Source organism: Streptomyces sp. NBRC 110028, assembly GCF_001417735.1.
Taxonomy (GTDB): domain Bacteria; phylum Actinomycetota; class Actinomycetes; order Streptomycetales; family Streptomycetaceae; genus Streptomyces.
The window spans coordinates 15,385-28,357 of record NZ_BBUZ01000047.1 but is presented as its reverse complement, the minus strand read 5'-3'; the positions used below and the strand labels follow the sequence as shown (position 1 = coordinate 28,357).

12 protein-coding genes are annotated in these 12,973 nt (G+C 71.8%); all 12 read left to right on the top strand.

Going from position 1 to position 12,973, the window contains the following annotated elements:
* Positions 1-2: 2 nt before the first annotated feature.
* Positions 3-332 (top strand): DUF6167 family protein, encoded by a 330-nt coding sequence (locus ASC60_RS33925; RefSeq protein WP_055557551.1) that lies wholly within the window; start codon positions 3-5, stop codon positions 330-332.
* Entirely contained in the window at positions 332-3,019 is a 2,688-nt protein-coding gene (alaS, locus tag ASC60_RS33920; RefSeq protein WP_055557550.1) for an alanine--tRNA ligase, read from the top strand. Before ASC60_RS33925 ends, alaS begins: the two co-directional genes overlap by 1 nt.
* A 2-nt stretch (positions 3,020-3,021) precedes the next feature.
* Positions 3,022-3,486 carry a Holliday junction resolvase RuvX gene (gene ruvX, locus ASC60_RS33915; protein WP_055557549.1) on the top strand — a complete coding sequence of 155 codons (465 nt, stop codon included), beginning with the start codon at positions 3,022-3,024 and terminating at the stop codon, positions 3,484-3,486.
* A 91-nt stretch (positions 3,487-3,577) separates the two neighbouring features.
* A complete protein-coding gene (gene mltG / locus ASC60_RS33910; protein WP_055557548.1) occupies positions 3,578-5,377 on the top strand; it encodes an endolytic transglycosylase MltG in 1,800 nt (599 codons plus the stop codon).
* A 6-nt stretch (positions 5,378-5,383) separates the two neighbouring features.
* Positions 5,384-6,229, top strand: a complete 846-nt coding sequence (locus tag ASC60_RS33905; RefSeq protein WP_055557547.1) for a shikimate dehydrogenase — start codon at positions 5,384-5,386, stop codon at positions 6,227-6,229.
* Positions 6,230-6,517: 288 nt separating this feature from the next.
* The gene (gene aroC, locus ASC60_RS33900) at positions 6,518-7,702 is read left to right on the top strand and encodes a chorismate synthase (RefSeq protein ID WP_055557546.1); all 1,185 of its coding nucleotides are present in this window, start codon (positions 6,518-6,520) and stop codon (positions 7,700-7,702) included.
* A 47-nt stretch (positions 7,703-7,749) separates the two neighbouring features.
* A complete protein-coding gene (locus tag ASC60_RS33895; RefSeq protein WP_055557595.1) occupies positions 7,750-8,232 on the top strand; it encodes a shikimate kinase in 483 nt (160 codons plus the stop codon).
* Positions 8,229-9,389, top strand: coding sequence for a 3-dehydroquinate synthase (gene aroB / locus ASC60_RS33890; protein WP_055557545.1), 1,161 nt, complete (start codon positions 8,229-8,231; stop codon positions 9,387-9,389). Before ASC60_RS33895 ends, aroB begins: the two co-directional genes overlap by 4 nt.
* Positions 9,390-9,657: 268 nt before the next feature.
* Positions 9,658-10,614 carry an AAA family ATPase gene (locus ASC60_RS33885; RefSeq protein ID WP_055557544.1) on the top strand — a complete coding sequence of 319 codons (957 nt, stop codon included), beginning with the start codon at positions 9,658-9,660 and terminating at the stop codon, positions 10,612-10,614.
* 91 nt (positions 10,615-10,705) lie between these two features.
* The gene (locus ASC60_RS33880; RefSeq protein ID WP_055557543.1) at positions 10,706-11,818 is read left to right on the top strand and encodes an aminopeptidase P family protein; all 1,113 of its coding nucleotides are present in this window, start codon (positions 10,706-10,708) and stop codon (positions 11,816-11,818) included.
* A gap of 96 nt (positions 11,819-11,914) precedes the next feature.
* Positions 11,915-12,481 (top strand): elongation factor P, encoded by a 567-nt coding sequence (gene efp / locus ASC60_RS33875; RefSeq protein ID WP_055557542.1) that lies wholly within the window; start codon positions 11,915-11,917, stop codon positions 12,479-12,481.
* Between the two features lie 2 nt (positions 12,482-12,483).
* Entirely contained in the window at positions 12,484-12,945 is a 462-nt protein-coding gene (nusB, locus tag ASC60_RS33870; protein ID WP_055557541.1) for a transcription antitermination factor NusB, read from the top strand.
* The last annotated feature ends 28 nt before the right edge of the window (positions 12,946-12,973 follow it).

Below are 12,973 nucleotides of genomic sequence, written 5' to 3'. Positions count from 1 at the left end.
GGATGTTCCGCCGCACTTTCTGGTTCACCACCGGCGTCGCAGCCGGTGTGTGGGCCACCACCAAGGTCCAGCGCAAGCTCAACCAGCTCACCCCCGAGAGTCTGGCGGCGCAGGCCGCCGACCGGGCGGTGCTCGCCGGACGGCGGATCAAGGTCTTCGCGCTCGATGTGCGCGACGGCATGGCCGACCGCGAGGCGGCCCTCAAGGACGCGCTGGGCCTGACCTCGGCGCCCGCCAATGACCTCACCCAGCTGCCGGCCCAGCGCGGCCGGGCCCAGCTCACGCACATGTCCCCCTACCCCAACCCGAACGCCCGAAATGAGGACCACTGATGGAGTCGGCTGAAATCCGCCGCCGCTGGCTGCGCTTCTTCGAGGAGCGCGGGCACACCGTCGTGCCGTCGGCGTCGCTCATCGCGGACGACCCGACCCTGCTGCTCGTCAACGCGGGCATGGTCCCCTTCAAGCCGTTCTTCCTGGGTGAGGTCCAGCCGCCCTACAAGCGCGCCGTGAGCGTGCAGAAGTGCGTGCGCACGCCGGACATCGAAGAGGTCGGCAAGACCACCCGGCACGGCACGTTCTTCCAGATGTGCGGCAACTTCTCGTTCGGCGACTACTTCAAGGAAGGCGCCATCACCTACGCCTGGGAGCTGCTGACCGGCTCCGTGGCGGACGGTGGCTACGGTCTTGACCCCGAGCGCCTCTGGATCACCGTCTACGAGCAGGACGACGAGGCCGAGCGCATCTGGCGCGACGTCGTCGGCGTCCCCGCAGAGCGCATCCAGCGCCTGGGCATGGGCCCCAACTACTGGTCCATGGGCGTCCCCGGCCCCTGCGGCCCCTGCTCCGAGATCAACTACGACCGTGGTCCGGAGTTCGGCGTGGAGGGCGGCCCGGCCGTCAACGACGAGCGCTACGTGGAGATCTGGAACCTGGTCTTCATGCAGTACGAGCGCGGCCCGGGCGAGGGCAAGGAGAACTTCCCCATCCTCGGCGAGCTGCCCAGCAAGAACATCGACACCGGCCTCGGCCTCGAACGCCTCGCGATGATCCTGCAGGGCGTGCAGAACATGTACGAGACCGACACCCTGCGCGTCGTGATCGACAAGGCCACCGAGCTGACCGGGGTCGCCTACGGCGCCGCCCATGACTCCGACGTATCGCTGCGCGTGGTCGCCGACCACATGCGCACCTCCGTCATGCTCATCGGCGACGGAGTCACCCCCGGCAACGAGGGCCGCGGCTATGTGCTGCGCCGCATCATGCGCCGCGCCATCCGCAACATGCGCATCCTCGGCGCCGCCGAGCCGGTCGTCGCCGAGCTGGTGGACACCGTCCTCACGACCATGGGCGAGCAGTACCCGGAGCTGCTGACCGACCGCAAGCGCATCGAGACCGTCGCGCTCGCCGAGGAGTCGGCCTTCCTGAAGACGCTCAAGGCCGGCACCAACATCCTCGACACCGCCGTCACCGACACCAAGGCCGCCGGCTCCACCGTCCTCCCCGGCGACAAGGCGTTCCTGCTCCACGACACCTGGGGTTTCCCGATCGACCTCACCCTGGAGATGGCCGCCGAACAGGGCCTCTCGGTGGACGAGGACGGCTTCCGCCGCCTGATGCGGGAGCAGCGGGAGCGCGCCAAGGCCGACGCCAAGGCCAAGAAGACCGGCCACGCCGACCTGTCCGCCTACCGCGAGGTCGCCGACACCTCCGGCTCGACCGTCTTCACCGGCTACAGCGACACCTCCGGTGAGTCCACTGTCGTCGGCCTGCTGGTCGACGGGGTCTCCTCGCCCGCCGCCTCCGAGGGCGACGACGTCGAGGTCGTCCTGGACCGCACCCCGTTCTACGCCGAGGGCGGCGGCCAGCTCGCCGACACCGGCAAGATCAAGCTGGCCTCCGGCGCCGTCGTCGAGGTGCGGGACGTCCAGCAGCCGGTGCCCGGCGTCAGCGTGCACAAGGGCGTCGTCCAGGTCGGCGAGGTGACGGTCGGCTCCGCCGCGTACGCCGAGATCGACGTCAGGCGCCGCCGCGCCATCGCCCGCGCCCACAGCGCCACCCACCTCACCCACCAGGCGCTGCGCGACGCGCTCGGCCCGACCGCCGCCCAGGCCGGTTCGGAGAACTCGCCCGGCCGCTTCCGCTTCGACTTCGGCTCGCCGACCGCCGTCCCCGGCACGGTGCTCACCGACGTCGAGCAGAAGATCAACGAGGTGCTCTCCCGCGAACTCGACGTCACCGCCGAGGTGATGAGCATGGACGACGCCAAGAAGCAGGGCGCCATCGCCGAGTTCGGCGAGAAGTACGGCGACCGGGTGCGCGTGGTGACCATCGGCGACTTCTCCAAGGAGCTGTGCGGCGGTACGCACGTCCGCAACACCGCCCAGCTGGGCCTGGTGAAGCTGCTCGGCGAGTCCTCCATCGGCTCCGGCGTGCGCCGCGTGGAGGCCCTGGTGGGCGTGGACGCGTACAACTTCCTCGCCCGTGAGCACACGGTCGTCTCCCAGCTCACCGACCTGGTCAAGGGGCGCCCCGAGGAGCTTCCGGAGAAGATCTCCGGAATGATCACCAAGCTCCGGGACGCGGAGAAGGAGATCGACCGGTTCCGCGCCGAGAAGGTGCTGCAGGCCGCCGCCGGGCTCGCCGAGGGCGCCAAGGACGTCCGGGGCGTCACCCTGGCCACCGGCCGGGTGCCGGACGGCACGACCGCCGACGACCTGCGCAAGCTGGTGCTGGACGTGCGCGGACGGCTGGACCACAAGGCGGGGGCCCTCGACCGGCCCGCCGTCGTCGCCCTGTTCACCGTGGGAGGCGGCCGCCCGCTGACCGTCATCGCCACCAACGAGGCGGCGCGCGAGCGCGGACTCAAGGCCGGTGACCTGGTCCGTACCGCCGCCAAGACGCTCGGCGGCGGAGGCGGCGGCAAGCCGGACGTCGCCCAGGGCGGCGGCCAGAACCCGGACGCCGTCGGCGACGCCATCGAGGCCGTCGAGCGGCTCGTCGCGGAAGCGGGCCAGTAGCCGTGCGACGCGGCCGGCGCATCGCCATCGACGTCGGGGACGCCCGGATCGGGGTCGCCTCGTGCGACCCCGACGGGATCCTCGCCACCCCGGTGGAGACCGTGCCGGGACGTGACATCCCGGCCGCCCACAAGCGGCTTGCGGCCCTCGTCGAGGAGTATGAGCCCATCGAGGTGGTGATCGGCCTCCCGCGCTCGCTCAACGGGCGCGAGGGGCCGGCCGCGGCCAAGGTGCGCACCTTCGCCCGGGAGCTGGCGCGGCGGGTCCAGCCGGTGTCCGTAAGGCTGGTCGACGAGCGTATGACGACCGTCACAGCGGCGCACGGACTCCGGGCTTCCGGGGTGTCGTCCAAGAAGGGCCGTTCGGTCGTTGACCAGGCAGCCGCGGTGGTCATTCTGCAGAGCGCGCTGGAGACCGAGCGGGCCTCCGGCCGGGCGCCGGGCGAGGCCGTCGAAGTGGTCATCTGATCGCGATACGGTAACGTTCCGCGCGACATGGCAGCCATCTCTTGTGCCGCGAGCGCACTCGGTGGCTGCCACCGCCGTCGCTAGGGGTTCGATGACTGAGTACGGCCGGGGACCCGGCTCCCAACCGTGGCATTCCGAGGACCCGTTGTACGGGGACCAGGGATGGGGCGGGCATCAGGCGGTGACCGGGCAGGAGCCGTACCCGCCGGACCCGAACGACCCCTACGGACAGGGTCCCTACGCGCAGGCCGGTTACCCGCACGACGGCTACGCCCAGGACGCCTACGCGCAGGATGCCTACGCCCAGAACGGATACGCCCAGGGCGCCCCCGGCCAGGACGTCTACGGGCAGGACCCCTACGGACACCAGCAGTACCCGCACGGATACCCGCAGGACGCCCAGCCGTTCCCGCAGCAGCAACAGCAGCCGTCATGGGAGCAGTACGGGCAGCAAGGCAGCCAGCAGGGGTACGACCCCGGCGGCAACCCCGGCTGGGACGGCTCCTACAGCGCCGGGACGGACCCGAACGATCCGTACGGCTACGCGGCCCAGGGCGGCGCCCAGGAGGGCTACCCGCAGCAGGCGGCGCACGAGCCGCCGCGGCAGCAGGACGCGCAGACGCCGGGGGAGACCCAGCAGATGCCCCAGGTGCCGCAGGAGGCACAGGAGCCCGAGCCCCAGGTATCCCGGCAGGACGCCCCGAAGGATGACCACCCGTTCTTCGCCTCCGACGACGACGCGGGGCACGACGCCGACGACTCCGAGGGCCGCTCCCAGAAGGGCAGGAAGCCCAAGGCGAAAGGGAAGGCCGGGCCCAAGCGCCGCAGCGGGGTCGCCTGCCTCTTCGTCACCGTCGTCCTGGTGGGTGCCGTCGGCGGAGGCGGCTACTTCGCCTACGACTTCTGGCAGACCCGCTTCGGCCCGGCGCCGGACTACGAGGGCCAGGGCTCCGGCCAGGTCGAGGTGGAGGTGCCCGACGGCTCGGGCAACGCCGAAATCGGCAGCATCCTCGCCGAAAAGGGCGTGATCAAGAGCAGCGGCGCCTTCGTGGAAGCCGTCGAGGACAGCGGCAAGTTCGTCCAGCCGGGCAGCTACACCCTCCGTAAGGAAATGTCCGGCGCGGCCGCGGTGAAGCTGATGCTCAGCCCCGCCAGCAGCAACGCCCTGATCGTCACCGAGGGCATGCGCGGCGCGGCGGTCTACGCGGCGATCGACAAGAAGACCGGCGCAAAGACGGGCACCACCGCGGGCATCGCCAAGAAGGAAGCCGAGAACCTCGGCCTGCCTTCCTGGGCGAACGACAATGCCAAGATCAAGGACCCGCTGGAAGGATTCCTCTACCCCTCCCGCTACAGCGTGGGCAAGAACGCCGAGCCCGCGGACGTGCTGCGCAAGATGGTCGCCGAGGCCAAGCGGAACTACGCGCGGCAGGATCTGGAGGGCAAAGCCAGGGAGCTGGGTCTCAAGAGTCCCCTGCAACTCATCACCGTGGCGAGCCTGGTCCAGGCCGAGGGCATCACACACGATGACTTCCGCAAGATGGCCGAGGTGGTCTACAACCGGCTCGAACCCGGCAACAGCCAGACCAACGGCAAGCTGGAATTCGACTCGACGTACAACTACATCAAGAACCAGAGCAAGCTCGACATCTCGGTCAGCGAGATCAAGGGCTACGACAACCCGTACAACACCTACTTCTACAAGGGCCTGCCGCCGGGCCCGATCGGGAACCCCGGCGCGGACGCGCTCAAGGCGTCGATGAACCCGACCAGCGACGGCTGGTACTACTTCGTGGCGATCGGCAACAAGAGCCAGTTCTCCAAGACCTACGCGGAACACCAGAAGTGGGTCGAGAAGTTCAACAAGCAGCAGCGCGAGAACAACGGCTGAGGAAAGATGTCGCACAACCGCAGGGCAGCCGTGCTCGGCTCGCCGGTCTCCCACTCCCTCTCCCCGGCGCTGCACAACGCCGCGTACCGGAAGCTGGGGCTCGACGGCTGGCACTACGGCACCGTCGAGCTGGACGAGGCGGCGCTGCCGGGCTTCTTCGAGCGGCTCGGCGGACCGGGCGAGCCGGACTGGGCGGGGTTCTCCGTCACCATGCCGCTCAAGCGCGCGGTCATCCCGCTGCTGGACCGCGTCAGCGACACGGCGGCCTCGGTGGAGGCGGTCAACACCGTCGTCCTGACCGACGACGGACGACGGCTCGGCGACAACACCGACATCCCCGGCATGGTGGCGGCGCTCGCCGAGCGCGGCGTCCAGCGGGTGGAGCGGGCCGCCGTCCTGGGCGCCGGGGCCACCGCCTCCTCCGCGCTGGCCGCGCTCGCCCGCGTCTGCGACGGCGAGGTCACCGCGTACGTCCGCAGCGACGCCCGGGCGGCCGAGATGCGGCAGTGGGGCGAGCGGCTGGGCGTGCCGGTGCGCACGGCGGACTGGGGCGCCGCGGCCGAGGCTTTCGACGCCCCGCTGGTGATCGCCACCACCCCCGCCGGGACGACCGACGCGCTCGCGGCGTCCGTCCCCGAGCGCCCCGGCACGCTCTTCGACGTCCTCTACGACCCCTGGCCGACCGCGCTGGCCGCCGCCTGGTCCGTGCGCGGCGGCGTCGTGGTCGGCGGTCTCGACCTGCTGGTCCACCAGGCCGTGCCGCAGGTCGAGCAAATCACCGGGCGCGCCCCGGCGCCGCTCGCCGTGATGCGCGAGGCAGGCGAGGCGGCCCTCGCCGCCCGCGGAGTGTAACCAGGCGCAGTCGGGATCGTTCTCCTGGTGAGCCACGCGCTCCCCGCCACAGCGGGGGTGGTCCGCCGTACTTCTGGATTCCGGCCAGTTCCGCGTGGTGCTCCGCTCAGTGAGGAAGGGGCGGCAGGCGCAGCGCCTGCCGCCCCTATCGCGTCGCACGTCCGTACGCTGGACGTGGGCCCTCGGCGGAATCCGCGCCGTGGGAGGATCGGAGGTGGCCGGCCCGAGCCGCGCACCGGGCCGAGCCCCTGGACGTCGAGGCGCGAGCATGAGCATGAGGGAGCACCGTTGAGCAGGTTGCGCTGGCTGACCGCGGGGGAGTCGCACGGCCCCGCGCTTGTGGCGACGCTGGAAGGACTGCCCGCAGGGGTGCCGGTCACCACCGAGATGGTGGCGGACGCCCTCGCGCGGCGCCGGCTCGGTTACGGCCGCGGGGCGCGGATGAAGTTCGAGCGTGACGAGGTCACCTTCCTCGGCGGCGTCCGGCACGGTCTGACCCTCGGCTCCCCGGTCGCGATCATGATCGGCAATACCGAGTGGCCCAAGTGGGAGCAGGTCATGTCGGCCGACCCGGTCGACCCCGAGGTCCTGGAGGGACTGGCCCGTAACGCGCCGCTGACCCGCCCCCGTCCCGGCCACGCCGACCTCGCCGGCATGCAGAAGTACGGTGTGGCGGACGCCCGGCCCATCCTGGAGCGCGCCAGCGCCCGCGAGACCGCCGCCCGCGTCGCCCTCGGCACCGTCGCCCGCTCCTACCTCAAGGAGACGGCCGGGATCGAGATCGTCTCCCATGTGACCGAGCTGGCCTCGGCCAAGGCCCCGTACGGGGTCTACCCCGAGCCGTCCGACGTCGAGCGGCTCGACGCCGACCCGGTGCGCTGCCTGGACGCCGACGCGAGCAAGGCGATGGTGGCCGAGATCGACCAGGCCCACAAGGACGGCGACACCCTCGGCGGCGTCGTCGAGGTGCTGGCGTACGGCGTGCCGGTGGGCCTCGGCTCGCATGTGCACTGGGACCGCCGGCTGGACGCGCGGCTGGCCGCCGCGCTGATGGGCATCCAGGCCATCAAGGGCGTCGAGGTCGGCGACGGCTTCGACCTCGCCCGGGTGCCCGGCTCCCAGGCGCACGACGAGATCGTGTCGACCGACGAGGGCATCAGGCGCTCCTCCGGCCGCTCCGGCGGCACCGAGGGCGGGCTGAGCACGGGCGAACTGCTGCGAGTACGGGCCGCGATGAAGCCGATCGCGACCGTGCCCCGGGCGCTGGCCACCGTCGACGTCACCACCGGCGAGGCCACCAAGGCCCACCACCAGCGCTCGGACGTGTGCGCGGTACCGGCCGCCGGTATCGTCGCCGAGGCCATGGTCGCCCTGGTCCTGGCCGAAGCGGTCGCCGAGAAGTTCGGCGGCGACTCGGTCACCGAGACCCGCCGCAACGTCCGGGGCTTCCTCGACAGCCTGGCCATCCGGTGACCGCGCCCAGCGCACCGGAGGGGCCCGCCGCGGTGCTGGTCGGGCCCATGGGCGTCGGTAAGAGCACCGTCGGACGGGTGCTCGCCGAGCGGCTGGACACCACGTTCCGCGACACCGACACCGACATCGTGGCGACCGCGGGCAAGGAGATCTCCGAGATCTTCATCGACGAGGGCGAGCCCCACTTCCGTGAGCTGGAGCGGCAGGCCGTACGGGCCGCCGTCACCGGGCACCCGGGCGTGCTGGCGCTCGGCGGCGGCGCGATCCTCGACCCGGACACCCGCGCCCTGCTCACCGGCCTGCCGGTGGTCTTCCTGGAGATGGGCGTCGCCGAGGCCGTCAAGCGCACCGGCCTGGACGCCCCCCGCCCGCTGCTCGCCGTCAACCCGCGCCAGCGCTGGCGCGAGCTGATGGAGCAGCGCCGCCCGCTGTACACCGAAGTCGCCCGAGCCGTCGTGACGACCGAGGGCCGCACCCCCGACGAGGTCGCCGACGCCGTCATGGACGCACTGGAGCTGAAGAAGGCATGAGCACCGACACCCCCACGCGCATCCAGGTCGGCGGCACGGCGGGCACCGCGCCGTACGAGGTCCTGGTCGGCCGGCAGCTCCTGGGCGAGCTGCCCGGGCTGATCGGCGATGCCCGCCCGTCTCCCACCACCACCCTCGACGGAGGCGCCGCGCGCCACGGCAATCGTCAGCGCGTCGCCGTCCTGCACCCCGAGGCGCTGGCCGAGACCGGTGAGGCGATCCGCCAGGACCTCGCCGACCAGGGGTACGAGGCCATCGCGATCCAGCTGCCGAACGCGGAGGAGGCCAAGACCGCCGAGGTCGCCGCGTACTGCTGGAAGGCGCTGGGCCAGACCGGCTTCACCCGCAGCGACGTCATCGTCGGCGTCGGCGGCGGCGCGACCACCGACCTCGCGGGCTTCGTCGCCGCGACCTGGCTGCGCGGGGTGCGCTGGATCGCCGTCCCGACGACCGTGCTCGGCATGGTCGACGCGGCGGTCGGCGGCAAGACCGGCATCAACACCGCCGAGGGCAAGAACCTCGTCGGCGCCTTCCACCCCCCGGCCGGGGTGCTGTGCGACCTGGCCGCGCTGGACTCGCTTCCGGTCAACGACTACATCAGCGGCCTCGCCGAGATCATCAAGGCCGGATTCATCGCCGACCCGGCCATCCTGGAGCTGATCGAGCAGGACCCGGCCGCGGCCCGCACCCCCGGCGGGGCGCACACCGCCGAGCTGATCGAGCGGTCCATCCGGGTCAAGGCCGAGGTCGTCTCCAGCGACCTCAGGGAATCCGGGCTGCGCGAGATCCTCAACTACGGGCACACCCTCGCGCACGCCATCGAGAAGAACGAGCGCTACAACTGGCGGCACGGCGCCGCCGTCTCCGTCGGCATGGTCTTCGCCGCCGAACTGGGCCGCCTCGCGGGCCGTCTGGACGACGCCACCGCCGACCGGCACCGCGCCGTCCTGGAGTCCGTCGGCCTGCCGCTCACCTACCGCGGCGACCAGTGGCCCAAGCTGCTGGAGACCATGAAGGTCGACAAGAAGACCCGCGGTGACCTGCTGCGCTTCATCGTGCTGGACGGCATCGCCAAGCCGACCGTGCTGGAAGGGCCGGACCCGGCGGTGCTGCTCGCCGCGTACGGCGAGGTCTCCGGGGAGACCTCCCGGAGCTGACCGGATCCGGTCACAACTGTGTCATCGCCATCGAAGCCCGCGGCCCCGCCGCGGGCTTTCGAACACCGCGGAGTTTGCCCGCAGTTGCGGGCCCCCGCGGACGAATTGCCTGGCTGACGCGTCGAGACGGGCACTCATCGGGTTTCCGGGGCGTTCACACAGCGGCGCACGGGGCAGGTACCGTTCGGTAGGAGCGGCCTCAGCGCCGCGTCACCACGCGACAGTTGTCCGCCACGACTGCCGCCCGTACGAGACGGAGTGCCACCGGATGCAGCACGCAGTGGGAGCTCCGCTGCCACCGTCCCACCGGCCGGCGGGGCAGGGGCCCGGGCCGCAGGGCGCAGGCTGGGCCCAGAGCGCGAGTCAGCCCCCCGGTTCCCAGCAGCACCCCCCGGCCCCGCCCGTACCCCCGGCGCCCGCTCCACCGGTCCCGCCCGCGCACCCCTCGGCGCCCATGCCGCCGGGGTTCGTGCCCCCGGCCCCCGCACCGCCCGCGCCCGCACCCCCGGTGGCGGGCCATCCGCAGACCGCCGGGCACCCCACCCCGCAGCCGCCCCCCGGACCGCCCGTCGACCACCCCGGCACCACCGGCCACATCCAGCTGCCGCCCGGCGGGCCCGTCCCGCTGCCCCACCCGCCCGCCGACCCGGCGATGGCCGACGCCTCGCAGGCCGCCGTCGCCGTGCTGCTCATCGGACCGGCCGGGGCGGGCAAGACCACCGTCGCCCGCCACTGGGCCGACCGCCGCCGGGTGCCCACCGCCCACATCAGCCTCGACGACGTCCGCGAATGGGTCAGGTCGGGCTTCGCCAACCCCCAGTCGGGCTGGAACGAGAACTCCGAGGCGCAGTACCGCCTCGCCCGCCGCACCTGCGGCTTCGCCGCCCGGAACTTCCTGGCCAACGGCATCTCCTGCATCCTCGACGACGCCGTCTTCCCCGACCGCCCCGTCGTCGGCCTCGGCGGCTGGAAGCGGCACGTCGGCCCGGGCCTGCTGCCCGTGGTGGTGCTGCCCGGCCTCGAAATCGTCCTGGAGCGGAACGCGGCCCGCAGCGGCAACCGCCGCCTCAGCGACGAGGAGGTCGCCCGGATCCACGGCCGGATGGCGGGCTGGTACGGCTCGGGCCTGCCGATCATCGACAACTCGACGTACGACGTGGAGACCACCGCCCGCATGCTGGACGAGGTGGTGGCCCGCTCCATCGCCAGCCCGCCCGCCTTCTGACGACAGCCCGGGGCATCCCGAGTACCGGGCCGGGCCCCCGTCCGGCCCCTTCCGGACGGCCGGGGCGGGGCGGAGTGCGTACGCTCGGGGCATGTCCCAGGTGTACGCGGCCCGACGTGCCCGCCTGCACGACCAGTACGCGGCGGCAGGGAGCGAGGCCGCCCTGGTCTCCCGGCCCGCCAATGTGCGCTATCTGTGCGGCGACGCGCCCCCGGGCGCCGCACTGCTCCTCGGACCCGTCCAGGACGTCCTGGTGGCGCCCGAGGCGTCCTCGTGGGGGCCGGTGCCGGGGCCGCATCCGGAGGATCTGCGGGTCCTCGTGCTGTCCGGGCGCGGGGCGGACGGCGACCCGGCCGTGGCCGCGGCCGACCTGGCGGCGGCGGACGGCGCCGAGTCGCTGGCCGTCGAGGAGCACGATCTGACCGTGGCCCGCCACCGGGCGGTCGGCTCCGCCGTGCCGCGGCTGCGCCTCGCCGACCTGGGGCGGGCCGTCGAGCAGCTGCGGATCGTCAAGGACGACGAGGAGATCTCGTGCATGCGGATCGCCGGGGAGCTGGCCGACCAGGCCCTCGGCGAGCTGCTGGAGTCGATCCTGGTGGGCCGTACCGAGCGCCATCTCGCGCTGGAGCTGGAGCGGCGGCTGGTGGATCACGGCGCGGACGGACCGGCCTTCCCCACCGTGGTCGCCGCGGGGCCGCACGCGGGCCGGGCCGGGCATCTGCCCACCGACCGCCGGGTGGAGGAGGGCGATTTCCTCACCATCTGCCTGGGCGCCGACTACCGGGGGTACCGCTGCCAGGTGGGCCGTACGTTCGTCGTCGGCCCCTCGCCCGCGGACTGGCAGGTCGAGCTGTACGACATCGTCTTCGCCGCTCAGCGGGCCGGACGGGAGGCCCTGCTGCCGGGAATGGCGTACCGGGACGTGGACCGGGTGACCCGTCAGGTGCTGGACGCCGCGGGGTACGGGGAGGGGCTCGAGGCGCGTACCGGACACGGTGTGGGCCTGGAAAACGACGAGGACCCTCGGCTGTCGCCGTCGGCCATGGGTAAACTGGACGCTTGTGTGCCGGTCACCGTCGAACCGGGGGTCCACCTCCCGGGACGGGGCGGTGTCCGGATCGACGACACGCTCGTCGTCCGCCCCGAGGCGGACGGCGGACCCGAGCTACTCACCATCACGACCAAAGAGCTGCTCGCGCTGTAGTCCTGGCTGACAGTTTTCCGCTGGCGGCCCTGGCTGATAACGGCGCGTCGCGGCCTTTTGGTCTCCACCAGCTGCAGTCCAGGAGATCCCGCAACCGTGGCATCCACGAACGACCTCAAGAACGGCATGGTGCTCAAGCTAGACGGCGGCCAGCTCTGGTCCGTCGTCGAGTTCCAGCACGTCAAGCCCGGCAAGGGCCCCGCTTTCGTGCGCACCAAGCTCAAGAACGTGCTGTCCGGCAAGGTGGTCGACAAGACCTTCAACGCCGGCGTGAAGGTCGAGACGGCCAATGTCGACAAGCGCGGCATGCAGTTCTCGTACAAGGACGGCGAGAGCTTCGTGTTCATGGACATGGACACGTTCGACCAGATCTATGTCACCCCCGAGGTCGTCGGCGACAACGCCCGGTATCTGCTCGAGGGTTTCGAGGCGGTCGTGGCGATGTACGAGGGCAACCCTCTGTATGTCGAGCTGCCCGCCGCCGTCGAGCTGGTGATCGAGTACACCGAGCCCGGCGTCCAGGGTGACCGCTCGACCGGTGGCTCCAAGCCCGCCAAGCTCGAGACCGGCTACGAGATCGGCGTCCCGCTCTTCATCACCACCGGTGAGAAGATCAAGGTCGACACCCGTTCCGGTGAGTACCTCGGTCGGGTGAACAACTAACCGTGGCTGCCCGCAACAAGGCCCGTAAGCGTGCCTTTCAGATCCTTTTCGAGGCCGATCAGCGTGGCAGCTCCGTGCAGACCGTCCTCGCGGACTGGATACGGCACGCCCGGACCGACGATCGGCAGCCGCCGGTCAGCGAATACACGATGCAGCTCGTCGAGGGGTACGCGGAGCACACCGCCCGGATCGACGAACTGCTCGCCACCTACGCGGTGGGCTGGACGCTGGACCGGATGCCGGTCGTCGACCGGAACATCCTGCGGCTCGGCGCCTATGAGCTGGTGTGGGAGGACGCGACTCCGGACGCGGTGGTGATCGACGAGGCGGTGCAGCTCGCCAAGGAGTTCTCCACCGACGACTCGCCGTCGTTCGTCAACGGCCTGCTGGGCCGGCTCAAGGAGCTGAAGCCGGGACTGCGCCGCGACTCGGAGACCCAGGCCTCGGGAGAGACCCAGGGTTAAGGAAGCAGGACGTCACAAAGCCGCCGGG

Coding starts and splice junctions, on each gene's coding strand:
- ASC60_RS33925 (WP_055557551.1), top strand. CDS start 3: ATGTTCCGCCGCACTTTCTGGTTCACCACCGGCGTCGCAGCCGGTGTG.
- alaS (WP_055557550.1), top strand. CDS start 332: ATGGAGTCGGCTGAAATCCGCCGCCGCTGGCTGCGCTTCTTCGAGGAG.
- mltG (WP_055557548.1), top strand. CDS start 3,578: ATGACTGAGTACGGCCGGGGACCCGGCTCCCAACCGTGGCATTCCGAG.
- ASC60_RS33905 (WP_055557547.1), top strand. CDS start 5,384: ATGTCGCACAACCGCAGGGCAGCCGTGCTCGGCTCGCCGGTCTCCCAC.
- ASC60_RS33895 (WP_055557595.1), top strand. CDS start 7,750: ATGGGCGTCGGTAAGAGCACCGTCGGACGGGTGCTCGCCGAGCGGCTG.
- aroB (WP_055557545.1), top strand. CDS start 8,229: ATGAGCACCGACACCCCCACGCGCATCCAGGTCGGCGGCACGGCGGGC.
- ASC60_RS33885 (WP_055557544.1), top strand. CDS start 9,658: ATGCAGCACGCAGTGGGAGCTCCGCTGCCACCGTCCCACCGGCCGGCG.
- ASC60_RS33880 (WP_055557543.1), top strand. CDS start 10,706: ATGTCCCAGGTGTACGCGGCCCGACGTGCCCGCCTGCACGACCAGTAC.